Consider the following 25,811-nt stretch of genomic DNA (forward strand, 5'->3'; position numbering starts at 1 on the left):
GAAAAGGAAGCGATATGTACGTGCAACAACCGATAGCTATATTCGACTCAGGTGTGGGAGGATTAACTGTTGCTAAAGAAGTGATGCGACAACTACCACGCGAAAAAATTATTTATTTTGGAGATACAGCACGTGCACCTTATGGGCCTCGTTCTCTAGAAGAAGTGAAAGAATTCACCGAGCAAATTGTGAATTATTTGATGACCTTTCAGCCGAAGATGATTGTGATTGCTTGTAACACCGCAACGGCAGCAGCATTGGAACATATCAGTGCACAGGTATCTATACCGGTGATTGGTGTTATTCATCCAGGCTCACGAGCTGCGATTAGCGCGACCAAAACAGGCTTTATCGGTGTAATCGGGACATTAGGAACGATTAACAGTGGGGCATATTCAGCAGCGTTGAAGCAATTATCACCTTTTGTACAAGTGTATAGTCAGGCTTGTCCTGATTTCGTACCGTTGGTGGAGCGTGGAGTGTTTTTGGATCAGGAAGCTTATGAGGTAGCTCAGCAAGTGTTAGCACCTGTGCGTAGTTATCCTATTGATTGTCTGATTCTAGGCTGTACGCATTATCCATTTCTGACCGAAGCGATCCAAGCAGCAGTCGGGCCTGATGTGAAATTGATCAATTCAGCCGAAGAAACTGCGCGCGAGATCAGTACCATTTTGTACAACAAAGGAAAACTTGCTCTTACAGAAGATCTACCTGTACATGAATTTTTCTGTAGTGGAACTGCGGAGATTTTTCAACAGATTGCCCGTCAATGGTTAGGAGAGCAGATCAAGCTTACTCCAGTACTATGGCAAGTCTCGCGAATGATGTAAATGGATGATTCTATTTGCAATAAGTACATAAAAAAGCTACCTTCATGCTGTATAAGTTGAAGGTAGCTTTTTTGATTATATTTTGAATTGAATTACATATGATTAAAGAATAGGATTAAGCGCTTATCCCTATGATGAGCAGGTATCATTTATCTGAATAGACAGGTTCAATGGTCTATTACAATGAGGGGTGGACGATAGATGCTCCTGTAACGACCTGTTGTAGCGCCTGTACGAGTTGTGCAGGGCTTTGATATAAAGAGCGGTTGACGATAAAGTCACGTCCTAGTGCCGCTGCATTGCGCTTAACAGTGAGTCTATGAGCATCTTCTATGATCGCTTCGATATCCCGTGCATGAGCCAAACCGAAAATGCGGCGGATTATTTCACTTCCAGCAAATCCAACAGCATCTTCAAAAATATGCTGTAACTGATATTCCAGATAACCCTCGATAGATGCAAAATCTTCTACATTGTTCTGTTGCCATAGAGTAGAAAAGGTGTCTACAAATACATCCCATACATTGGTGATATGGAATAAAAGAGCATCCCGTCCATCTTCTTCACGAGCGAGCGCAGACAATAATGTATTGGCTATAAAGAGCCCAATATCGAATCCAATCGGCCCGTAAAAAGCAAATTCAGGATCGATCACTTTCGTTTCTTCGTCACTAGCGAAAATACTTCCTGTATGCAGATCACCATGTAACAATGCTTCCGCATGAGTGATAAATGTCTGTTTTAACTTTGCCGCCTCAAGTAAAAGGGATTGATCTCCCCATATCTGTTCAGCAATGGGACGCAGTATAGGTTCTACATCATTTGTCTCATGGTCGAATAGAGGATACGTAAATACAAAGTTTTCTGTAATTTTACACAATTCAGGATTATGAAATTGTAATGCAAGTTCGCGCTTCTCTTGCGGACCCATAGCAAAATCTGAAGTTGCAAACAGAGTCTTTGCCAAAAATTCACCAATATGTGTAGAAAGCAGTGGATAGGTAGAGCCGCTAGCTAATCCAGTACGTACAATCGTGAGATGAGACAAGTCTTCCATCACTGTAATAGCATAGGTAGGATCAGTATAATAAATTTCAGGTACATATTGAGGAACATGTTTGGCAAAATGTCGTAACGCTTCACTTTCAATTACAGCCCGATTCAGTGTCAAAGGCCATCCTTCACCAATCACACGTACATAAGGAAGAGCTTGTTTAATAATAATGCCACGCTTAGCCGCAGGTTCGGTGATCCGAAAAACCATATTCAGATTACCATCACCAATCTCATGACAGATAAGATCAGCATCTGCGCTGAAAAGTTCTAATGTTTTGGCAAGGGCGATTGCGGTTGTTTCTGTTAGTGCTTCATATGATGGTTCAGAACGAGTCATTCTATATATCCTCCTCATAGAAAAGATTTGACTTAGTACAATGCTGATTGATCATTTATAAAAAAAGAAATCTTATACTTTTTGCCGTTTACGATGAACAAAAGTTACTGCCAAAGCGAGAACAAGTACTGCTCCTTTGATAATATCTGTTGTGTAATACTGCACATGAAGCATAGTCATACCGTTAACCAGTACGCCCATTAATACAGCACCGAAAAAAGTACCAATTACATTAGGACGACCTGCACCGAATACAGAATAGCCGACAAAAACAGCCGCTAGCGCATCCATTTGCATCGATGATCCTGCATCAATCTGACCGGAACCTACACGAGCTGCGAATAGAATTCCGCCTACCGCTGCAAACACACCGGAAGCCACATAAGCAAGAGTACGTACACGATTTACCCGCAATCCAGATAAGCGAGCCGCTTCTTCATTGCTACCTGTCATAATCATTTGCCGTCCACCACGTGTATATTTGAAAAATAAATGCATACCAATTACAGCAACTAGCATCAGAATAACTGGAAAAGGAACGCCCAACAATTTACCCTGACCAATCCAGAGAAACGAATCCAACATTACTCCAGGCGCTTTGGTTCCATCTTGAAATTGCATATTGTTGTAGATCGAGTAGCCTTTGGTATACGTTCGATGAATTCCGCTGACGATATACATTACAGCTAACGTTGCCAGTAGATCAGGAATCCGAATTTTGACAATTAAAAAGGAATTCAATAAGCCTACTAGAGCACCAATAATCAACGGAACAATCAATACTAAAATCAACGGCATCTGGTGCCAGACCATCATTGCCGCCACTACAACCGTAGTCAGCGATACTGTCGATCCAGCAGAAAGATCGAATCCATCAACCGTGAGTGAGATCGTAATGCCTATCGCTACAAATGTAACAATCGAAATCGAACGTAAAATATCGCTTATATTGTTGTATGTGAAAAAGTGTTGATTATAAATAGAGAAAAACAGTAATACCAATCCGATAAAAATTAAAGCTCCATAACGATACGAAAACTGAGCGATTTTGTGGTTCATACAAGTTCCTCCCGGCCAGCGCTGGCATAGTATAACAATTCTTGTTGTGAAGCTTCTCCATAAGCAAAAGATTTCATGATTTTACCGTCACACATCACGAGAATACGATCAGCCAGCCCGATCGCTTCTTCAAATTCACATGTGAGATAGAGTATTCCTTTTCCTTGAGCCGCTAATTCTCCGATCACTTTGAAAATATCACGTTTGGCACCAATATCGACCCCTTTGGTCGGTTCATCTAATATAAAAAGTTCAGCATCGGTCTGCATCCATTTTCCAATCGCTACTTTTTGCTGATTCCCTCCGCTAAGATAGCCTGTTAATTGCTGGTCAGACGATGTTTTGATACCTAGCGATTGAATCAATTGATCCCCGTGCTGCTTTTCGGCTGATTTGGAGACCATACCAAGATTCGTAATTTTTTTTAATACAGGCAAGCTTAAATTATGCAATACTGATTCTTTGACCAGAATACCTTCTTTGCGACGTTCTTCAGGAACAAGTACAATGCCAGAGCTGACTGCATGATAAGGAGTTTTGGAATGAATAGCACGACCATTTAATTGAATCGATCCTCGTTCCGGTTGATCTGCTCCGAATAAGAGTTTAGACAATTCTGTTTTGCCTGCTCCGACTAACCCCACTACAGCAACCACTTCACCACGCCGAACATCAAGATCAACCCCTTGCACATAGCGACCTGCCGCAAGATCAGATACGGTTAGTAAAGGTTCACCAATCGGTACAAATGTTTTGGGATATTCTTCTGCAAAAGCTCTACCGAGCATAGAGTGTACCACTTCATTAGCATTTGTCTCGGCTGTAAGAACAGTACTTACTTTTTTGCCATCACGCATCACTGTAATCTTATCGCACACTCTGAAAATTTCAGGTAATCGATGAGAGATAAAAATAACGCCAATCCCCTGTGCTTTGAGGTCTTCCATAATAGTAAATAAGCGTTCTGCTTCTTCCATACTAAGTGGAGCTGTCGGTTCATCGAAAATAACGAATTTGGCTTGTTCTGCCATAATACGTGCAATCAATACTAACTGCTTTTCGGCTAACGATAATTCGCTCACAGGCTGACGGGCTGAAATAGCAAATCCAAGCTTTTGTAAAATATCTTCAGCTTGTCGGTATATCGATTTCCAATGCAGAATCGGACTACCTTGAGAAGAAGTTAGACGACTTAATAAAATATTTTCGGCTACCGACAACTGCGGAATAAGCGAAGTATCCACTTCTTGATACACACACTGAATACCGGCTTGCTTGGCGGCGGCTGGGGAATCAATATGAACTTGCTGACCATTAATCACAATCTGACCCTGATCTGCTGTATAAGCGCCGGACAAAATTTTCATTAGTGTGCTTTTGCCAGCACCATTAGCACCGAGTAGAGCATGAATCTCACCGCTACCCACTGTAAATTCAACATCAGTTAATGCGGGCACATTAGCAAATGATTTGTAGATTCCGCTCATCACCAGACTGCTAGATGATGGTTCGATCGAAGTAGTCATCGGATTCTTCCTTTCTTAATCGTTATCCATATAGACAAAATCCGGATCGGTCTCCTAAGAAACCGCCGGAATTGGAGTCTACTGTGAAGTAGAAATAAGTATATTTAATTATTTCCCAGCGACAGATTTTTCAAGTGCTTTTAGGTTATCTGTATTGCCTTGATCACTTTCACCCCAGCCTTTTACATATTCATTCAGGTCGGCTGTTGTTACTTTTTTATCTTTTGGTAGATCATCACGCTGTACATAGACAGGTTCCAATTCTACTTTTTCGTCTTTTGTATTTCCATCGAATTTTTGGTACAAATAACGAACTTGTACACGTCCGATCGTTGTTGGATCTACAGCAGCAGAAGCGATCCATGGACTATTTTTATCTTGAATCAATGCTAAGTCTTCATCACTAAGATCAATACCATATACTTTGATCTCATCGCGTCCTGCTTGCTTAATCGCATTACTTGCTCCTTTAGCAAATTCGTCCCATGCTGCCCAGACAGCTGTAATATCACCTTTGTTTGGATATTGTTTTAAAATAGCTTCCATCTGAGTCTGTGCATCTAGTTGGGCATTGTCTGCTGTACCGAAAGCAGCGATTTCTTTAATGTCAGGATATTTAGCTTGAAACGCTTTATAGGAAATTTGACGAGATTCCATAGGAGGGAAGCCAGCTACCCAGATTTTGACGATATTACCTTTACCATTTGCATCTTTAGCAAGTTGGTCTAATGTTAACTCTGCCATTTTTTGATCATTTTGAGCTAGATTAGTGACACCTTGTACACCATCTAATGCAGAGTCAAATGCAACGATAGGAATATTGGCTTGCACTGCTTTTTGCACACCCATTGTTAGTGCTCCTGCATCGCCATGATCTAGTAAAATTCCATCAAATTCACCTTGATTGACAGCCGCATCAAGAGCAGATGCCATTTTACTAAGATCATTATCTGCTGTAATAACTGTAACTGTACCGCCGTATTTCGCTACTTGATCTTTTACACCATCGACATATTGAGCGGAAAATGTACCATTGTTCAAACGCATAATCAAAGCGATATTTTTACCTTTAAGTGGTTGATCTGTAGATGAACCTGTAGCAGCCGTATCGTTACTAGCTGCACCGTTGCCGCAAGCACTTAAAGCGAGCACCAGAACTACCATTAATGTAAGCAAGCTAGCAAACTTTGAACTTTTTTTCATTTTCTTTTCCCCCTGTACATAATCGCTTTAAAGCTTTCAAGTAATTTATAATGTTAAAATTTAATATAGAAGCTAAAACCAAGTATGTCAATGGGTTTTATTTTATTTGATGATTTTTGTCGAAAAAATGCAGTTTGAATATGATGTGAAAGACAGTATTTTGGGTTTTCGAGGTGCAGTTTATTCCTTGTTTTATAGCTATTTTTATTGTTATATTTCAAAAAAGAAAAAAATAGCCAGGCGATCGATATTTCAGCAATAGGTAGTATTCTATCTAGGAGATGATCTTAATCTGAACATTTTGAACAACTAAGAATAAGAGTCTGAAAATATGGATAGCGAATCAAGTTCTGCACTTCAAGCATCAGGAACAGATACAGTATTCGAAGACGATGTAGACTTCGATCTTTTGAGGAATAGTGAAGTGACAACAGACACGTATACGAAATAAAAGAAATCAAATCAGATATTGCAACTCATATGTTGTATTATCTAAATCACCAAAAACCCCTTCAAGATGTTGAAGGGGTTTTTGACGTATTAACAAGCATTTTATATAGATATTGGCTATAGACGCAATACGAATAACAATATACTTAAAGTATGCGATAAGAATAAATATTAATCCTAAAAAAGTATAAAAATGGATATCAATGAGTAACCTAAAGGGTAATATATAAGTAATTAAAACTTTAACTGTTGTAATAATTGTCTAAACATAGTTGTCTCAACATTCTTATATAGAAAGGAGGTGAAAGCTCCTATGAAATATCGAGTGTTAGCTTTATTGATTGCTTTGTTTTTATATTATTTTACTCATCATGATATCGCACGTGCACATGGAGAAGTGCCTGATCCAGAATCGTCTTCAACTCAGACATCATCCACTGGTAATGACTCCTCGAAGTCAACACCAAGTCTAGTCGGTAATATAGTAAATAAAACAACAAGTACAGTTACAGATGTAGTACAAGACACCGTCAAAGGTACAACCGAGACTGTCGACAAAACAGTAGATAATGTAGCCAACACAGTAACAGATACTACAACTCAAGTATCTACAACTGTAGATCAAGTTACGATAGACGTAGATAAAGTTGTCAAAGATGCTGTAGATATTCCTGCTGATGTTATTACCGAGGTAGATAAAGCAGCAAAAGGACAATCTTCTGACGTACTGGGTAGTGTAACTTCTTCTGTAGACCAAACTGTAAACAATGTTACAGGAACAGTGCAACATACAGTTGGAAATACAACCAATACAGTAACAGGTGTTATTGAATCTACTGTTCAAACTGCTAGTGATGCTGTAACTTCTGTTGTAGATACAACGACAACCGTTATCCCAGAAGTAGTACCTGTTGTTCCAGATGTACCGGTGATCCATCTTCCGCCGATTGTACCGCAGCTTCCAGTAGAAGTTACACCTACTCCGGTACCGGATGATGTGATAGCACCAACTCCATCTAAGAACACCAATACAACCCACCATACTCAGAAAAATAGTACTCAAGGTAATCCGGAAATCACACCATCTTCACAACCGGCTCTACCTGCTGTCCCATCGGTTCATAAAGCAACCCAGTCCCCATCAACAGAGGCAGTACAATCTTCACCGATTCATGAGTCTAACGATAAAGATCCACAAGCTATGATTGCATCAATTCAGAAAGGGACAACACAATATGTACCTGTAGTCCCACAGCCAGTACAACCAAAAGGAAAACCTCAGTATCCTGCATCAAAAACAACTGCTGTACCATTGGATGAGACCGTATCGAATGTATCTGATACAGATGTTGCTACAGCTCAAGCAATAGTTCAACCTCAATCAGAGAATATTCCTGCTATTTCAAGTGAACAAGGTACACAACCGGTTTCTCCAGCAGCAGCCATCTGGCTTGATGTTAAAGGTATTCAAGGATTAATCGTTGCGGGTTCTTCGAATGTATCAGAATTGTCTAATAGTAATACTTCCAATTCGCAAAATGTATTTGTCAATAATCGTTTGGCTAATTGGAAGCATTATCGTATCCATCTTTTAACGTATCGTGCTCAATCTGAGCATGGCAGTAATCAATGGACACATGCACCACCAGGACAGCCACCACAGCAAGCTCCCTATTTTATTTGAAAAAATAAAAAATTAAAGGGAGCGATTAACAATGAAATGGTCAATGAAAACAATGGTAGCAACAGGTTGTCTAGCGGCGGTATTGGGATGGTCACAAGGAACAGTATCAGCAGATTCAACAAGTGATGCATTAGTACATGTTGATCTTCAGCACGACGAATCTTCTTCAAGTACTGTTCAGGTTGGTATTTTGCAAAATAAAAATACGTCATCTTCAACAGACACTGCTGAATCGAATGCAGTGATTAGTATCCAGACAGAAGATACTATATTGGGTGATGAACTAGACGTTGATATTTTGCCAGAAAATCATACAACTACGGCAACTGATCAACAAAATCATCAAGCTGTAGTGGATGTGACAGGAACAGATAGTATCGTAGCAGACGACTTGCATGTTGGTGTATTGGATCAACACAACCAATCCATTAACAACAGTACCAATGACCATGACGCAGTAGTCGAAGTAAGCGGAACGGATACTATTGTCGGCGATGACTTACACGTAGGCGTATTAGATAACAACGATTCGTCTACAGACACTACGGATAGCAATCACGAAGCTTTAGTGGAAGTGAGTGGAACTGACACTGTAGTCGGAGACGACTTACATGTAGGAGTGTTAGACAACACTAATTCTTCCACAGACACTACAGATACTAACCACGAAGCTGTAGTGGAAGTAAGTGGAACGGATACTATTGTCGGCGATGATTTACATGTAGGAGTGTTAGACAACACTAATTCATCTACAGACACTACAGATAGCAATCACGAAGCTGTAGTGGAAGTGAGTGGAACGGACACTGTAGTAGGCGACGACTTACATGTAGGAGTGTTAGACAACACTAATTCATCTACAGACACTACAGATAGCAACCATGAAGCTGTGGTCGAAGTAAGTGGAACGGACACTGTAGTCGGAGACGACTTGCATGTAGGAGTGTTAGACAACACTAATTCGTCCACAGATACTACAGATAGCAACCACGAAGCTGTGGTCGAAGTAAGCGGAACGGACACTGTAGTCGGAGACGACTTACATGTAGGAGTGTTAGACAACAATAATTCGTCTACCGACACTACAAATACCAACCACGAAGCTGTGGTCGAAGTAAGCGGAACCGATACTGTAGTAGGCGATAACCTACACGTAGGAGTATTAGACAATAATAGTGATTCGTCTACCGACACTACAGATAGCAACCACGAAGCTGTAGTAGAAGTAAGTGGAACCGACACTGTGGTAGGAGACGACTTACATGTCGGAGTATTAGACAATACTAATTCGTCTACCGACACTACAAATACCAACCACGAAGCTTTGGTCGAAGTAAGCGGAACCGATACTGTAGTAGGCGATAACCTACACGTAGGAGTGTTAGACAACACTAATTCATCTACCGACACTACAGATAGCAACCATGAAGCTGTGGTCGAAGTAAGTGGAACGGACACAGTAGTCGGAGACGACTTACATGTAGGAGTATTAGACAACGCTAATTCATCTACAGACACTACAGATCATAACCAACAAGCTGTTGTGCAAGTAGCGACAACTGATCTGATTGTAGATGCGATTGACCTTTCTATTTTGGAAAATAGCAGTCAGCAAAATGCGGAAGGTCAAACAGACCGTTCTTCTCTTATTTCAGTAGGGTTACTGGATAATGTATTGCCTGGTATCGATGTAGCTGTATTGGAAAATGTAACATTTACACCAACACCAAATACAGAAGATCCAGATACGACAACTCCAGACAACAATACACCGACGGTTCCACAACAACCAGATAACAATAACGGTAATGGAACAGAAGGCAATACAGGAAATAATGGGAATAACGGAAATGGCAATAATAACAACGATAATGATACAACAAGTGGAAATAGTAATAATGGCTCTAATCCTAACAACAATACAGGCAATACCAGTGGCAACTCTAATGGAAACACTGGCAATAATAGCGACACAGCTAGTACAAATAATGGCATTTCATCTGCAAGTAATGGTAGTCGTGTACCTGTAGATGTATCTAGTGATATTGCAACATCTAACCCTGTTCCTACTAGCACTGGATCATCTACTGTAACAACAACGTCTACTACTGATCCTAGTCCAGTAATGATTGACGATATGGAAGCAACAGCTTTGCCATCCGATAATATCAATTCAAATCAACCGAATCATGTAATTACAGCTTCTGCCGATGTACCGCAATTGGTATCTTTATCTACAGATCGTTCTTCACAGCCAGCGCGTGGAGTCGTCACTGCGGCTACTGTAAATTCTAACAACGCAGATGCTACAACCAATATGTCTACACCTTCCTTATCTGTTTTGCCAAAAACAGGAGAATGGGCAGACTCTACAGTACTTTACACATTAGGTAGCTTGATGGTGATACTCGGATGGATCGTTCGTCGTCGTTCTTTACGCTTTGATCGTCAAGGACGGTGAGCAGGAATGTCCCAATTTGTAGCTAGATGTGGAACATTATTATTATTGCTAGGTATAGCGACGATTGGCTATACACTGTATTCCAACTGGCATACGAATCAAGTACAAGCTTCACTCAAGCAGACGTTTGCTACAGGATTGGATCAAGGTAGAGAAGTAGAAGCTAAGATACAATCTGTCGCAAGCAAAAGTAATACAAATAAGCAAACATCTACGATCAGTCAAAATGTAAATGGTCTTCATGTACAGGGAATCCTTACTGTTCCTAAGTTGAATCTGGAAGCGGCTATTGTAGAAGGCGCTGATCCAGAACAATTACAATCTGCTTTAGGGCATATTCGTGGTGGTGGCGAAGCAGGGCAGACCAATAGCAATTATTCTATTGCAGGTCACCGTTCCAGTCGATATGGCAAGTTTTTTAATCGTCTGCATGAATTGAATAAGCATGATGCTTTTCAGTTACAGACATCCACAGGTAAGTATGATTATCAGGTCTACGATATTCAGATTGTAGAACCGGATCAAGTCGAAGTACTACAACCTGAATCTGGGCAATCGATTGTGACGCTGATTACTTGCTACCCTGATCACTCCAGTCAATACCGTCTTATTGTCAAAGGAAAACTTGTCTCACAATCAACGTAATAAGTAGCACAGATAGAGAGAATAGGTTTGTAGATGCAAGATCATAAAATAGACTAAGGCTTTCTTCGAGTACTATAACGAAGAAAGCCTTTTTTTGTGAGGAGGGCTATAGATATTGGCAATTTTAGAACAGGTTCTTATAGAAAATTGAAACTTTTTGATTAGTTTACCGTAATACTAGAGCAAGACGCTAAAAGTGTCAGTAGATATTGGTTTGTTATAGAAAAGGGAGAGATGGATTGTGAAATGGAATCGATTTTTTTCGTTACAACAATGGGCGCATGTATTTAAAAGACTGCCAAGCTTGTTAACCTCCCGGGAATTACCTCTAGGAGAAAAATTATTGTTTCTTATACCTGTGTTAACGTATTGGGTGTTGCCTGATGTAATGCCGTTTATGCCTATAGATGATATTGGAGTAACTTTATTAATGATGAATTGGTTCGTAACCCGGGCAGAGCGCAAAACAGCAATGGTCTATGAACACAAGAAACTTCGCTAAGTAAAGTATTCAAATTGTGAATAGCATCATAGTTCACTGTTCCAATTGTGAATAGCATCATAGTTCACTGTTCCAAGTCTATTTTTATAGTAGAATAAAATAAAGAGCGCTTGCGGTTCTAAGCGCTCTTAGTCTTGCGTATTGCGCAGTAGAGCTATACAATAGTATAGGTTAAAGTTACGGAATAAGTATCTGAACCGATCATGAATGTTGAAGTAAAGGAAACCCAAAAAGTAGTATTGGGTTCATTTCTTTTTCAAAAAAGAATATAATGATCGGATATTCCAAATATGGTTCCTGCATATAGCAGGCTAGTCGATGAAGAGGAGCTGATCTTATGAAAGTCAAAATTACACGTAATGCAGCGAAAGTGATTCAAGCTGAATTGGATAAACCCGAAAATGAAGGTCTAAAATTGCGCGTATTTATTACGAATTCTCATGGTGATCATGTTCATTATGGTATGGATTTAGGTCAACCAGAAGGTGCAGAAGAATTAGTAAGCACAGATAAAGAAATTGATGTAGCTGTAGATCCAAATGAATCCTGGTTAGATGGAATCAAGATTGATTATTTATATTTGCCAGAAGAAGGCTTCGTTATTACTAACCCTTCCAAAGGCAATCATGGCGATCACTAAGACCGCTATAGAAGGGAAAGTATAATGGCTAACGATATTCGCGTATGTGATAAATGCAATCATGTTCGCTTGAAAACGATGATTCCAAAGTTGGAAAAAATGGCTCCTGATGCCGAAATTAAAATAGGATGTAAATCGTACTGTGGGCCTTGTGGCAAGCGTGCTTTTGTCTATATTAACGGTCGCTATGTCAGTGCACCTACAGAAGATGAAGTTCTAGAAAAAGCATCTAAATTCATTAAAAAACCATCTGTGCAAGCATAATCATTAGGAATAAAAATAGAAAAGCCTTTGTCAATCACACGATAATGTGTAGATCGACAAAGGCTTTTTTTGTTGAACTATCTATCTGTTATCTATCTGTTGTGAATCTACGAGCGAATAGACTATACACTCACAACAAATTATTTAGATGTTGAAGATTTAGCTTCATGAAATTGACGAATCAGATCGTACGTGATGAGTTCATCCGATATATTGAGTCGTTTTTGTGCTTCATCATAACTTGAACGAGCTTGCTCCACATCGGTCACTTCACGTGTTTTCATATCATAAGCAGTACCATTTTCAAATATGCCATCTGCTGAGGGAATATAAAATACTTTTCCATCGGTAAATGCACCGGTACGTAAAACGACAAGTTTATCTTCTTTCTGATTGAACATATCGTTACCCATCAGATAATAAGAGCTCGCTTGAATACCGAGTAAATGCAAGATCGAAGGCGTCATATCTAACTGCCCGGCAGGTTCATTATAAGTACCCGCATGACGATCATCCGGCAAATGAACAAGCATTGGCACTTGATTCATCAATTGTTCCATATCCAGATCAGATAAAGAACGACCTAGAAATTCTTCCATCGGTTCTTTTTCTTTTAATGAATTGTCATGATCTCCATAGAACATAAGAATCGTTTTATCCCATAATCCATTGTCTTTCATTTCTTGTTCCATTTCACCTAATGCGGCATCAACATAATGAAGTGATTGAATATAATCACCGAATGTCGTTCCGCTTAGATCGCCCATATCCAATTCTTGAACAGAAGCAGGCAAGCTAAATGGATGATGGCTGGATAAAGTGATCAAAAAAGAGTAAAACGGTTGTTTCAACTCTGTCATTTTATCAAGCGATTGACGGAAAAAGGATTTGTCGCCAAGAGACCAGCCAAGTGGTTCATCGATCGTAAAATCAGGTTTACTGTAAAAAGTATCGTAGCCCATATTTTGATACATGATTGACCGATTCCAGAAGCTACTTTCATAAGCATGGAATACATTGGTACTGTAATCTTTGCTTTTGAGTATTTTGGGTAACGTATCAAATTCATGATCAGGATAACGGATAAATACCGAACCTGTCGGTAGCGGATGAAGAGAAGCATTAGAAGCCATATCAGCATCGGATGTACGACCTTGACCGGTCTGATGATAATACTGGCTAAAATACATACTTTTTTTCATCAAGCGATTAATATTCGGTGTGATTTCTTGTCCATTGTAGCTTTTGCCAATCACAAAATTCATAAAGGCTTCACCTTGAACTACAATCACATTTTTACCTTTATAAGCACCAAATAGATCATCATCACCTGCTTTGGATCTAGTGGCTTGTTTGGCATCGAACCATTGTTTAACTTCATCTGTTTTGTCTGTCGACAATTGATCTTGAGGGCCAAAATGATCATCAGCATATCGATAAGCATCATATCCATGAAAAGCAAGTAGACCAGTTACATTGTAAAGAGACATATTCCACCAGTTCCCTACAAATAGTCCTGTTGCCCATGTAGATGTAGCAAATTTGATCGGCCCTACTGTCAATACCAGACCAAGCACAAATACAATCATTCCTTGGACAAACCGTTTGGAAAAGCGCTTGGCCAAAAGATCATTATACATAGAGGAATGCTGGCGATTTGATGAATAATATCGCGGAGTGCGTCTACGTATACGACGTACCAGCAAAAATAACCCAACAAGTAACAATGCAATCCAATCTGCAAACATCCATATATCTTCTACATAGATCAATTCCCAGATACTATCTCCAAGCGAGTCGACTTGACCTGCTTGCAACAATACAGGAATCGTGATGAAGTCTTGAAAATAACGGAAATAAACCAGATCTGAAAAAATTAAAAAAGTTAACAATACATCTAATACAATCAAAGCAATAATCCGTCCACGATACGGCAAAAAGATCGTCCAAAAAGAGGCAAGCATAATAGAACCCACAGCCGTAACCACATCAAGTGGATTCATATCAATATTTTGCAGATGCAAATGACTATGCAAAATGACTAATTTGGTCAGCATTAGGATAATAAAAATTATATAATCTATTCGACTAAACGACACCAGCCACTTCAGGCGATCAAGCCAACTGCCACGCTCTGAACGAGAAGTTAAGTATGGCAAAGCCAGACCTCCTTACGGTTGAAAAAATAAATCAAACGAATCTGATTTGTATAACACGTTGGTTATGCTTCTACTTTGGGTTGACGAGGAGGCAAAGGTCCAAGATATTGAAGGAATTGACATTCAATCCGTCCATTGTATAGTTTGCGACGTTTGTCTGCTTTACGACCGAAATATTGTTCGAATTGACGGGTCGGACTGATTGCAAATACAGACCAATCAGGTAAATAAATCGTGGCACGTCCTAGATCACGAATCATTTTTTCGACTTCTTTTACTTCACTTAGACGCTCCCCATAAGGAGGGTTGGTGATAATACAACCGAATTTACCTTGTGGTTGAACACGAGATACAGGCATAACTTTAAATTCGATCTCGTTACCAAGCCCTGCACTTTTCGCACAAGCTTGAGCAATTTCGATCGCTTCTGGATCAATATCGCTACCAACTAATTGTAAAGGCACATCGTCTTTGACAGCATCATAAGCTTCGTCACGTGCTTGTTCCCACAGTTCATCAGGAATAATCGACCAACCTTCAGAAGGGAATGAACGACGAAGTCCAGGAGCAATATTCCAACCGATCATCGCAGCTTCAATCAATAATGTACCTGAACCACAAAATGGATCATATAACGGACGGTGAGGGCCCCAGCGACTAAGTAACACTAACGCAGCAGCTAATGTTTCTTTAAGCGGTGCTTCTGTTGCATGTTTGCGATAGCCCCGTTTGTGAAGAGAAGGACCTGTTGTATCCAAAGTTAGCAAAGCGATATCATCATATAAAGAGACATCTAATTTGTATAATGCACCATCTTCAGGGAACCATTCGGTGTTATACGTTAATTTGAGCTTTTCAACAACCGCTTTTTTCACAATACCCTGACTTGCAGGAACACTGCTTAGTTGTGATTTTTGCGAACGGCCGGATACAGGGAATTCACCATCAGCAGGGATAAATTGATCCCATGGTAAAGCTTTAGTACCTTCAAATAATTCATCAAAAGTGGTAGCTTTGAACTCGCCCATTTTGATCAATACACGATCAGCAGTACGCAACCAGTAATTACAACGGCAAATATCAGCAAAGTCACCACTGAAAGTAACACGTCCATTTTCAGTTTGAGTATCATGATAACCGAGTAATTTTAATTCTCTTGCGACTACAGCTTCAAGTCCCATCGGACAAGTCGCTATTAATTTCAATTCTTTCATTTTACAATGTCAACTCCATTTAAACTTGTAGGGTAGTTCCGAAAACCATACAATCTAGTATAGGTGAATGAAGCTATACTTACAAACGTTTCTATGCCAATATAAATAAAATAAATAGGCATCATTTGAGGGCATATCGCTATTTTAAAAAGGATATTGCGCTTATATACGTGATTGTATAGGATAAGGTACTCCGCACATATTGATTTTAATTTCTATTGTAACAGGTTAACGCCATGTAAAACCAAACAAAAATGATCAACAGACTATAAAATGATAACCAGTGATCATAATATCCAAAGGAGAAATCAAGATAATGACAGAACAATCATTGCCAGATGCTGAACAATATATGGATGAATTGCTTCAAGAAGATCCATTATTAATTCAAATTAAACAAACGATTCGTGAAAAAGGAATGCCAGAAGTATCGGTAGCGCCTGGATATGGTCGACTATTAACGATGCTCGTACAGTTAGCACGTGCAGAACAAGTGCTTGAGATCGGAGCGCTTGGTGGCTACAGCGGTGTCTGTCTTGGTAGAGGATTAACATCTACAGGTCACATTACTTCATTAGAATTACAAGCAGATTATGCAGAACTTGCCAGACAACATATGACACTTGCCGGTTTGGGAAGTCAAGTTGAATATCGGATTGGCGAAGCGATCCATAGTCTGGAGCAATTGAAGCAAGAAGGAAGACAATTTGACTTCTTTTTTATCGACGCAGACAAAGGAAATTATTTAAACTATTTGGAATATGCGATTACATTAGCTCGCCCGGGGGCGATTATTGCTGGTGATAATCTGTTATTGCGTGGACGTACACTGAATCCAGACAAAAATGGGCCTGCTGTACAAGCGGTACGTGAGTTCAACCGTCGTATGGTGACTGATCCTAGACTTACCGGAACACTGTTGCCTGCTTACGATGGATTAGCATTAGCAATGGTCAAATAGATCAACGGATATAGAACTACTTTGATAAAAGAACCATCTGATTTCTTCTGGTTATCTTATAGAAGAGATCGGATGGTTCTTTGTGTTTCATATCGAATCATAATTAAATCGTTCAGATCATGAAGACAATATCACTTTTTAGTATACTGACTTTGCTTAGACTCTAAAGCGCTAGATGGATTGTGTTTTAATGCCCCAGGTTTAACGTACAATTTGGTGCGTACCCATACCATATTGAGCAATAATAAGACCCCAGCCATAATAAAGAGTCCTTCAATACCGATAAAGCCTGCCAAGACACCGCCCATAACTGCTCCTGTCATATTACCAAGTGCTGTTGTACTACTGTTAAATCCAAAAGCTCGACTTTCCATACCATCCGGTGTGTAATAACGAATTAATGAGTTAACGCTAGGCAGTAGACCACCCATACAGATCCCCATCATAAAGCGCACAATAATCAATTGCTCTACACTTTGAACAAAAGCTTGCGGGATTAACATTAATCCTGCTCCTATTAATGAAAATGTGAGTACCCGATGAGCTCCGTACTTATCACTAACTTTGCCTAGAATCGGAGCCATTAACATATTGGATAATCCGGTGACTGCACTCACCAGCCCTGCCCAGAAAGCTACATTTTCGGCTGTCCCATGTAATTTCTGTACATACAAAGGCATCAGTGTCATCGGACTGATCATCGCAAATTGTAGCAGTAAAGTCACTGTAAATAATGCAGGCAATTGCGGGGTTAAGCTAAGTTCGCGGAATCCTGATAGCACCGATACTTTAGGCATTTTAGATGCAGCTAGACGATCGAATTTCTCCCGTACAAGGAATAGAGCTAACAATGTCGCCATAAAAATACATGTTCCTGTAATATAGAAAATCGAGCGGAATCCAACTGTATCTGCCATAATTCCACCGATTAACGGGCCTAGTATACTACCGGCAACTGTTCCCGATTGGCTGATTCCCATTGCAAAGCCCATTTTTTCTTTGGGTGTACTGCTGGAGATCAAAGATATCGAAGCTGGATTAAAGCCAGATATCGTTCCGTTCAATAATCGCAGTACAAGTAGATGCCACGGCTGAGTTGCAAAGCCCATCGCTGTAAATACAATCGCCATCCCGAATCCAGAGCGAAGTAGCATTACTTTGCGTCCATACTGATCTGATAATTTGCCCCACAACGGTTGGAACAAAAATGAAGTCACAAAGTTGGCAGCAAAAATAACCCCGGACCAGATTGCTACCCGGTGTTCACCTTGCACGCCGATATCTTGTGATAAATAGAGCGCTATAAAAGGAATGATCATTGTGGTTCCTGCATTAACCAGAAATTGACCAAACCATAACACGATCAGATTTACTTTCCATGCTTGCATCATGTTTCACTTCCTTAAAAAAGTCCATTCATATAGTATACCATAATTGAAGACACTTTTTAGGGGTGAAAAGAAAGAAATTTTGCTATGTAAAATCATTTTTGATGAGGTAAAAGATGTAGCGTTTATAATGCCAAGTGCTGAATGTAAGATATTTTGCTGAGCAAAAATCATTTTTTATTGGAGCAGGAGATAGAGCGCTTATGGTGCCAAGCGCTTTATGTAAGATATTTTGCTGAGCAAAAATCATTTTTTATTGGAGTAGGGGATGTAGCACTTATGATGCCAAGCGCTTTATGTAAGATATTTTGCTATGCAAAAATCACTTTTTATTGGAGTAGGGGATGTAGTGCTTATGATGCCAAGCGCTTTATGTAAGATATTTTGCTATGCAAAAATCATTTTTTATTGGAGTAGAAGATGTAGCGCTTATGATGCCAAGCGCTAGATTCATCGGATTGTCATGGGATGTTCATGGTTGGGGAGTTGTCCCACCACTTAAAAAAGGGCATAATTAATAAGTGAGATTGTAGACAGGAACCATAATTTGTTATGCCAAAATCATTATAGATTGAAGCGGCAGATATAGATCTTATTGTGCGATGCACTATAGGAGAAAGATTTTTATTAAGCAGCGGAGGAAAAAAGATGACATATAATGATTCCTTTATACGCGCATGTCGAAAACAAGACGTAGATCGTTTGCCTGTCTGGTATATGAGACAAGCAGGACGTTATGATCCCGATTATCGCAAAATTAAAGAAAATTACAGTTTACTTGAAATTTGCTTGCAACCAGAACTTGCAGCAGAAGTGACGATGATGCCTGTACGCAAGTTAGGTGTAGATGCAGCTATTTTGTATTCAGATATTATGAACCCTGTAGCATCGATCGGTATCGATTTTGATATTGTCAAAAATATTGGCCCGGTCATAGCGAATCCGATTCGTAGTGCTGCTGATATCGAGCGGTTACGTCCTATTCAAGTAGAGCAAGATTTGTCTCATATTTTAGAAACGATTCAGATTTTGGATAAAGAATTAGAAGTTCCGTTGATTACATTTGCAGGAGCACCATTTACCATTGCCAGCTACTTGATCGAAGGTAGACCTTCCAAAAACTATATTCGTACCAAAACGATGATGTATAGTGAACCGGAATTATGGCATTCCTTGATGCGTAAGCTAGGAGATATGGTAGCAACCTATTTACGTGCCCATGTACAATATGGCGGCAAAGCATTCCAGTTATTTGATAGCTGGGTAGGAGCATTGTCACCACGAGATTTCAAAACGTATGTATTGCCAACGATTCAATATATTTTTGATCAGCTTCAAGATTTGGATGTACCGAAGATTTATTTCCCGGGAGTCAGCTCAGGAGAATTGTTGCCGGAACTTCGTCAATTGCCTGTAGATGTGATCGGTATTGATTGGCGTGTATCACTTGCTGAAGCACGCAAACGGTTAGATTACAAATATGCGGTACAAGGTAATCTTGATCCTTATTTGCTCACCGGGCCTTCTTCACTGATCCATGAACAAGCCAAATTGATTATTGATGAAGGCTTACAAGATCCAGGGTACATTTTCAACTTGGGTCATGGTCTATTCCCGGAAGCTTCGATTGATAAGTTAAAAGAATTAACAGATTATGTCCATGAGTATTCAGCAGAAGTGCTTCGTCAGCGCATCACTTCGAAATAATGGATGTATAGGTAATCTAGAATAACGATACGATTTGAAGGAGAGAATGAATCATGAGTAAAAAAATTGGTGTTTTGGTTATGTCTTATGGTACGCCAGCAAGCTTGGATGATGTAGAAGCGTATTACACACATATCCGTCGCGGGAATCCACCTGCTCCTGAACAATTAAAAGAGTTAAAAGATCGTTATGAAGCGATTGTCGGCGGTGTGTTTCCGTTACGTGAAAATACAGATAATCAAGTTCAAGGTATGCAAGATATGCTCAATGAACATACCAAAGACAGCGAATTGGAATTTGTATGTTACCAGGGGTTAAAACATGCTTTTCCATTTATTGAAGATGGTGTGGAACAAATGGCAGCTGATGGAATTACAGAAGCAGTCGGTATAGTACTCGCTCCTCATTATTCTACAATGAGTGTAGCAAGTTATATCAAACGTGCGAAAGAAACAGCAGAAAAACATAACTTGCCGATCTCATTTATCGAAAGTTATCATTTGCATCCTAAATTGATCGAAACATTATCGAATCGTGTTAATGCTAAATTAGAGCTGTTTGAAGAAACAGGTGCGACGCGTGAGCAAGTACGTGTATTGTTTAGTGCACATAGTCTACCTGAACGTATTTTGACTATGGGTGATCCTTATCGTGATCAATTGATGGAGACTTCCAAAGCGATTGCTGAACGTGCTAATGTACCTTCATGGCAGTTCACATGGCAAAGTGCCGGACGTACTGCTGAGCCTTGGTTAGGGCCAGATGTACTAGACACGATGCAAGAGTTAGCTAAAGAACAAGTTAAATATGTATTGGTAGCTCCTATTGGATTCGTATCTGATCATCTAGAAGTATTGTATGATCTGGATATTGAAGCACAAGAATTAGCAACTGAAATTGATATGCGTCTTATGCGTATTGATTCATTAAATACTGATCCGTTATATATGGAAGTATTAGCAGACGAAGTCATTCGTAAATATAAAGAGGTGTATGCGTAATGAGTCAATCTACTCGCCGCGTAGTTGTTATTGGCGCAGGGATGACTGGACTCAGTGCCGCTTACTACATGCGCAAATTTTTGCAAGAAGCAGAAATTACTGCACAGATCACGATTGTAGATCAAGATGATCATATTGGTGGAAAAGTTAACACATTACAACGTGATGGTTTTGTAATCGAACGCGGGCCGGATTCTTTTCTTGCTCGCAAAACAGCGATGGTGGATCTAGCAACAGAACTTGGAATGGAAGATGAATTGGTTACCACGAATCCTGATGCCAAAAAAACGTATATTTTGCATGATGGTCAATTGCATCCGATGCCTTCCGGTCTGGTACTTGGTATTCCTACAGAATTAAGATCATTTATGGAAAGTGATCTATTGTCGATGGATGGCAAAATTCGTGCATTGGATGATTTTCTATTACCTGCCAAAATGGATGGCAAAGACGAATCGTTAGGTGACTTTATCGAACGTCGTCTGGGAAAAGAAGTATTGGAAAATGTAACCGAGCCATTGCTTGCAGGCATTTATGCTGGAGATACACGCAAGTTAAGTCTGCAAGCTACTTTCCCGCAATTTGGTGTCGTGGAACGTGAATATGGTAGCTTGATCAAAGGAATGAATACAGGGAGTAAGCCTGTAGAAACGCACACAGGTACAAAGAAAAGTGCATTTCTAACGTTCCGCAATGGATTACAAAGTCTGATTAATCGTCTTGGTGAATCATTATCTACAGCAGATCTACGTCTGAATACAGGTGTACAATCGATTCAGCCTCAAGCAGATGGTACGTATATTGTGTTATTAAGTGATGGACAAGAAGTTGTTGCCGATCATGTGATTGTCACTGTACAGACATTTGCCGCTTCCAAATTGTTGAAGCCGCTGGTAGATACCAAAGCGTTAGAGATGATCAATTATGTATCTGTAGCCAATGTCGTTATGGCATTTGATCGCAAAGATATTGAGACAGAATATGATGGTTCTGGCTTCCTTGTACCGCGTAAAGAAGGTCGCACGATTACAGCATGTACATGGACATCCACTAAATGGCTTCATACCAGTCCAGATGATCGTGTACTGATGCGTTTCTATGTAGGACGTTCTGGTGATGAGCAAGTTGTTGATGAAACGGATGAACAGATTACAGCGAAAGTGCTACATGATATGCGCGAATTGATGGGTATTGATGCACAGCCATTATTTACCGAGATTACACGACTTCATCATTCGATGCCTCAATATCCAGTAGGGCATATGGATAATATTGCGATGCTACGTGCTCAATTAGCAGCACAATATCCAGGCGTATTAGCACTTGGAGCAGGATACGATGGTGTAGGACTACCTGACTGTATTCGTACAGCCAAAGAAATGGCGATAAAAGAAGCAGAACGAGTGACTTCATTTTCTAATAGTCATTCGTAATAATCATATAGCTGTATAAGCAACCTTCTGTTGTGCAAAGTCTTTTGAACACATCTATCCGTCGTATATTTTATACACTTGGATGGATGTGTCATAGAGATCAAACACAACAGAAGGTTTTCTTGTATAGAGAGGTCAGCTTTTGCCGAACAACTATAACCTGTTATAATAGACAAAGTGTAAAATGCTACAAATGGTCTGTATGATTCGATATAGTCAAAAAGACATTTGGTATAGTAAACTATTTTATGCTTTAAAGGAGTTCGTTATGTACACAACAAGGTCTCAACAATCTCGTCAGCGTCAGCAAGCAAAAAAACAGCGTCAAAAACGGATCCGTTATTGGATCATGTTTAACACTGTGCTGGTTCTGTCTATTGTTGCGCTTGGCGGTTATTACTGGCTTCATATCAAGCCACAGGAAGTACAGCAAGCTTCGAGTGTTCAGACAGATAATACATTAGATCCGGCAAATAGATCAGATCAAGATGTACCTGATCCTGCTATAGAAAACAATGATTCTTCAGAGCTATCAGATCATGAAAATGACAATGAGAATGATCTTTCACTTTCTAAGACAGAAGGAGATGTAGAGCATCTAGATCAGACGTCAACTGATGATCAAGAAGCACAACCTTCTGATTTGGAGCAAAGTGCAGAAGAAACAGACTCGCAATCATCGGATACACCATCTAATGAATCTACAGCAACCGATAAAGCGCCAGAACAGACAACAACATCGGATTCATCTACTAATACGCCAGCACCTTCTGAATCATCTTCAGATTCGTCCAACAAAGCACTTCAGCCTGCTACTAACACAACACCATCCGGTCAGACGGTGACGCTTAATTTTGGCGGAGATGTGATGTTTTCAGGAAAAGTCGGTGAAAAGTTAGCGAAAGCAGGATATGATTATCCATATCAATATGTTAAAGGTTCGTTTACTTCGGATGATCTAACAGTGGTGAATCTAGAAACGCCTGTGACTGATTCAAATACAACGGCCGCTGACAAAACATATGCTTTTAAATCATCGCCTCAAGCGCTTCCACATATGGCGCAAGCAGGTATTGACGCAGTAAATTTAGCAAACAATCATATTTTGGATCAAGGCATTACAGGATTAACCGATACGATTACTCAACTGGATCAAAGTGGGATTGCTTATGTAGGAGCTGGCAAAGACAGTGCTCGTGCGTACCAACCGGTTTATTTTGATCGTAAAGGAATTAAAATTGCTCTTTTGGGATTTAGTCGAGTCATTCCAGAAACCAGTTGGAATGCTGGTAAGAATCAAGCAGGTGTAGCGACAGCTTATGATGCAACAGCTGCGCAGGCAGCTATTCGCGAAGCCAAAAGCAAAGCCGATCTTGTCGTTGTCGTCGCTCACTGGGGCATCGAACGTTCAGATACTCTTGCAGATCATCAAAGTGATCTAGCACATACATTTGTCGATGCAGGAGCTGATCTTGTTATTGGCGGTCATCCGCATGTGTTACAAGGGCTAGAGCATTACAAAGGAAAATGGATTGCTTACAGTACAGGCAATTTTATTTTTACCCGTTCATTGGTGGAGAAGACATGGGATACCGGTGTATTTCAAGCCAAATGTACAGTAAACGGTGATTGCAGTATGCAGGTGATTCCATATACCGCAGAGTTAGGTCAACCTGTACCTATGACATCAGACAAAGCACAAGCATTACTCAAACGATTACAAACACTATCCAGTAGTATTGCATTTGATACCAAAGGAAATGCTATCGCTAGTTAATCTCATGTATTCATCATATATTATTGATCACAGAGGAGAATGTACAATGACTGCTATTCAAAACGTATATTGTGTAGGTCGTAATTATCGTCTTCATGCTGAAGAATTAGGGAATGAAGTACCGACTGAACCGATGATTTTTATGAAACCTTCTCATGCAGCTGTACCTCTAGAACAGGCTGAATTGGTATTACCCAAAGACAAAGGTGAAATTCATTATGAAGCCGAGTTAGTAATTCGAATTGGATGCAATTATGAACCTGGTCTTTCAGTAGAACAAATGGTAGATGGATTAGCACTTGGAATCGATTTTACATTGCGTGATGTACAAAGTGTACTCAAGAAAAAAGGACATCCATGGACAGCAGCGAAAGGATTCAAAAACTCTGCACCATTGACTGCTTTTGTTCCTTTCCCGGATGCCGCTACATGGGCTGAACAACCTTTTGCTTTGCTCAAAAACGATCAACAAGTTCAGCTAGGATACACACGCAATATGATCTTTTCCCTTGAAACGATTATTGCTCATATCGGAGACAATTATGGACTTGCAGCCGGCGATATTATTTTTACAGGTACGCCTGAAGGTGTAGGCCCTGTAGCAACTGGCGATACATTTGAATTAATCTATGCAGGCGCTTCTGTAGGTAAGTGCCGGATCGCTGAATAATGTTAGATTGGTTGATTGGTGCAGTATGCGCCGGATTAATCGCTGCACTTGCGTATAAAAAGCAGTGGTTATCCGGTTCGGGTGCCTATGCGGCAGCTATTATGGGTACCATTTATTATGGAGCAGGGAATCTATTATGGTTTGGCTTGCTTATTTTATTTTTTATCAGTGGTAGTCTGCTGTCCAAAATGAAAGGCGAACGCAAACGTAAATTAGAACAAGATTATGCCAAAACGTCACGTCGTGATGCAGGGCAAGTATTTGCTAACGGTGGATTGGGTATGATTCTGTGCCTGGGTCATGCTGTGATACCTCATCCAGCATGGATATATGCTTTTGTAGGCGTGATGGCGACTGTTACAGCAGATACATGGGCGACTGAATGGGGAAGCCTTAGTCGCAAGCCTCCGCGCTCTGTATTGAATGGTCGTGTATTAGAACCAGGAGCTTCAGGCGGGGTATCGGTTCGTGGTACAGTCGCAGCCGCAATAGGGGCATTGATGATCGGTCTAGCGGCATGGGCATTTTCGTTATGGTCAGGTGCATCTATAGAATCAAGCAGTGTTGGAGCTAAAGATGGTATACTTACTATTGGTCTATTGCCACTTGTTGGATTGATTGGCGGATTAGCTGGTTGTTTTGCCGATTCATTTTTAGGAGCAACCGTACAAGTCATGTATCAATGCGAGGTCTGCGGCAAAGTCGTAGAAACCAAAGTACACTGTAATCGTCCAACATCCTACTTACGTGGCTGGTCATGGATGACTAATGATATTGTGAATGGGCTTAGCTCTATTATCGGTGGAGTGGTAGCATTGATATTTTTATGGGTATAGGAGAGTGG

The 25,811-nt window shown here is 40.1% G+C and carries 22 protein-coding genes; 15 read left to right on the forward strand and 7 right to left on the reverse strand.

Annotated features, from left to right (window positions below; translation table 11 throughout):
- Positions 1 to 20: 20 nt before the first annotated feature.
- Entirely contained in the window at positions 21 to 830 is an 810-nt protein-coding gene (gene racE / locus PQ456_RS07590) for a glutamate racemase (RefSeq protein ID WP_273615578.1), read from the forward strand.
- 178 nt (positions 831 to 1,008) lie between these two features.
- On the opposite strand, the gene mtnK is transcribed toward racE, so the two are convergent.
- The 4 genes from mtnK to PQ456_RS07610 form a co-directional block, all read right to left on the reverse strand.
- The gene (mtnK, locus tag PQ456_RS07595; protein WP_273615579.1) at positions 1,009 to 2,223 is read right to left on the reverse strand and encodes an S-methyl-5-thioribose kinase; all 1,215 of its coding nucleotides are present in this window, start codon (positions 2,221 to 2,223) and stop codon (positions 1,009 to 1,011) included.
- A 72-nt stretch (positions 2,224 to 2,295) separates the two neighbouring features.
- A complete protein-coding gene (locus tag PQ456_RS07600; RefSeq protein WP_069327040.1) occupies positions 2,296 to 3,282 on the reverse strand; it encodes an ABC transporter permease in 987 nt (328 codons plus the stop codon).
- Entirely contained in the window at positions 3,279 to 4,808 is a 1,530-nt protein-coding gene (locus PQ456_RS07605) for a sugar ABC transporter ATP-binding protein (protein WP_273615580.1), read from the reverse strand. Before PQ456_RS07605 ends, PQ456_RS07600 begins: the two co-directional genes overlap by 4 nt.
- Before the next feature lie 108 nt (positions 4,809 to 4,916).
- Entirely contained in the window at positions 4,917 to 6,011 is a 1,095-nt protein-coding gene (locus tag PQ456_RS07610) for a sugar ABC transporter substrate-binding protein (RefSeq protein WP_273615581.1), read from the reverse strand.
- Between the two features lie 763 nt (positions 6,012 to 6,774).
- Here PQ456_RS07610 and PQ456_RS07615 point away from each other — a divergent pair.
- The 6 genes from PQ456_RS07615 to PQ456_RS07640 all read left to right on the forward strand — a co-directional run bounded on the left by PQ456_RS07615 (position 6,775) and on the right by PQ456_RS07640 (position 12,657).
- The gene (locus tag PQ456_RS07615; RefSeq protein ID WP_273615582.1) at positions 6,775 to 8,145 is read left to right on the forward strand and encodes a hypothetical protein; all 1,371 of its coding nucleotides are present in this window, start codon (positions 6,775 to 6,777) and stop codon (positions 8,143 to 8,145) included.
- Between the two features lie 31 nt (positions 8,146 to 8,176).
- Positions 8,177 to 10,606, forward strand: coding sequence for an autotransporter outer membrane beta-barrel domain-containing protein (locus PQ456_RS07620; protein ID WP_273615583.1), 2,430 nt, complete (start codon positions 8,177 to 8,179; stop codon positions 10,604 to 10,606).
- A 6-nt stretch (positions 10,607 to 10,612) separates the two neighbouring features.
- Positions 10,613 to 11,251 (forward strand): class D sortase, encoded by a 639-nt coding sequence (locus tag PQ456_RS07625; protein WP_273615584.1) that lies wholly within the window; start codon positions 10,613 to 10,615, stop codon positions 11,249 to 11,251.
- A 241-nt stretch (positions 11,252 to 11,492) separates the two neighbouring features.
- Positions 11,493 to 11,753, forward strand: a complete 261-nt coding sequence (locus PQ456_RS07630; RefSeq protein WP_273615585.1) for a hypothetical protein — start codon at positions 11,493 to 11,495, stop codon at positions 11,751 to 11,753.
- Positions 11,754 to 12,090: 337 nt separating this feature from the next.
- Positions 12,091 to 12,393: a heme biosynthesis protein HemY gene (locus PQ456_RS07635; RefSeq protein ID WP_069327047.1), complete on the forward strand. Its 303-nt coding sequence runs from the start codon at positions 12,091 to 12,093 to the stop codon at positions 12,391 to 12,393.
- A gap of 24 nt (positions 12,394 to 12,417) precedes the next feature.
- Entirely contained in the window at positions 12,418 to 12,657 is a 240-nt protein-coding gene (locus PQ456_RS07640; RefSeq protein WP_204824768.1) for a YuzB family protein, read from the forward strand.
- A gap of 140 nt (positions 12,658 to 12,797) precedes the next feature.
- Here PQ456_RS07640 and PQ456_RS07645 read toward each other — a convergent pair whose 3' ends face one another.
- Together PQ456_RS07645 and PQ456_RS07650 are read right to left on the reverse strand one after the other, a co-directional pair.
- A complete protein-coding gene (locus PQ456_RS07645) occupies positions 12,798 to 14,816 on the reverse strand; it encodes an LTA synthase family protein (RefSeq protein WP_420540646.1) in 2,019 nt (672 codons plus the stop codon).
- A 62-nt stretch (positions 14,817 to 14,878) separates the two neighbouring features.
- A complete protein-coding gene (locus PQ456_RS07650) occupies positions 14,879 to 16,030 on the reverse strand; it encodes a THUMP domain-containing class I SAM-dependent RNA methyltransferase (protein ID WP_204824767.1) in 1,152 nt (383 codons plus the stop codon).
- Between the two features lie 316 nt (positions 16,031 to 16,346).
- On the opposite strand from PQ456_RS07650, the gene PQ456_RS07655 reads away from it, so the two are divergent.
- Entirely contained in the window at positions 16,347 to 16,991 is a 645-nt protein-coding gene (locus tag PQ456_RS07655) for an O-methyltransferase (protein WP_273615586.1), read from the forward strand.
- A gap of 131 nt (positions 16,992 to 17,122) precedes the next feature.
- Here PQ456_RS07655 and PQ456_RS07660 read toward each other — a convergent pair whose 3' ends face one another.
- On the reverse strand, positions 17,123 to 18,379 hold the full coding sequence (locus PQ456_RS07660; RefSeq protein ID WP_273616275.1) for an MFS transporter: 1,257 nt from the start codon (positions 18,377 to 18,379) through the stop codon (positions 17,123 to 17,125).
- Between the two features lie 389 nt (positions 18,380 to 18,768).
- Between PQ456_RS07660 and PQ456_RS07665 the strand changes: the two genes are divergently transcribed.
- From PQ456_RS07665 to PQ456_RS07695, 7 genes are all read left to right on the forward strand, one after another.
- Positions 18,769 to 18,897, forward strand: coding sequence for a hypothetical protein (locus PQ456_RS07665; RefSeq protein WP_273615587.1), 129 nt, complete (start codon positions 18,769 to 18,771; stop codon positions 18,895 to 18,897).
- A gap of 130 nt (positions 18,898 to 19,027) precedes the next feature.
- The gene (gene hemE / locus PQ456_RS07670; RefSeq protein ID WP_273615588.1) at positions 19,028 to 20,086 is read left to right on the forward strand and encodes a uroporphyrinogen decarboxylase; all 1,059 of its coding nucleotides are present in this window, start codon (positions 19,028 to 19,030) and stop codon (positions 20,084 to 20,086) included.
- A 53-nt stretch (positions 20,087 to 20,139) separates the two neighbouring features.
- Entirely contained in the window at positions 20,140 to 21,087 is a 948-nt protein-coding gene (gene hemH, locus PQ456_RS07675) for a ferrochelatase (RefSeq protein WP_273615589.1), read from the forward strand.
- Entirely contained in the window at positions 21,087 to 22,520 is a 1,434-nt protein-coding gene (gene hemG / locus PQ456_RS07680; RefSeq protein ID WP_273615590.1) for a protoporphyrinogen oxidase, read from the forward strand. The genes hemH and hemG overlap by 1 nt, the downstream gene beginning before the upstream one ends.
- A 268-nt stretch (positions 22,521 to 22,788) precedes the next feature.
- Positions 22,789 to 24,297 (forward strand): CapA family protein, encoded by a 1,509-nt coding sequence (locus PQ456_RS07685; RefSeq protein ID WP_273615591.1) that lies wholly within the window; start codon positions 22,789 to 22,791, stop codon positions 24,295 to 24,297.
- Positions 24,298 to 24,343: 46 nt separating this feature from the next.
- Positions 24,344 to 24,967, forward strand: coding sequence for a fumarylacetoacetate hydrolase family protein (locus tag PQ456_RS07690; protein WP_273615592.1), 624 nt, complete (start codon positions 24,344 to 24,346; stop codon positions 24,965 to 24,967).
- On the forward strand, positions 24,967 to 25,803 hold the full coding sequence (locus PQ456_RS07695; RefSeq protein ID WP_273615593.1) for a DUF92 domain-containing protein: 837 nt from the start codon (positions 24,967 to 24,969) through the stop codon (positions 25,801 to 25,803). The genes PQ456_RS07690 and PQ456_RS07695 overlap by 1 nt, the downstream gene beginning before the upstream one ends.
- Positions 25,804 to 25,811: the final 8 nt, after the last annotated feature.

Origin of the sequence: Paenibacillus kyungheensis (assembly GCF_028606985.1) — a bacterium.
In the GTDB taxonomy this organism is placed as follows: Bacteria; Bacillota; Bacilli; order Paenibacillales; family Paenibacillaceae; genus Saccharibacillus; species Saccharibacillus kyungheensis.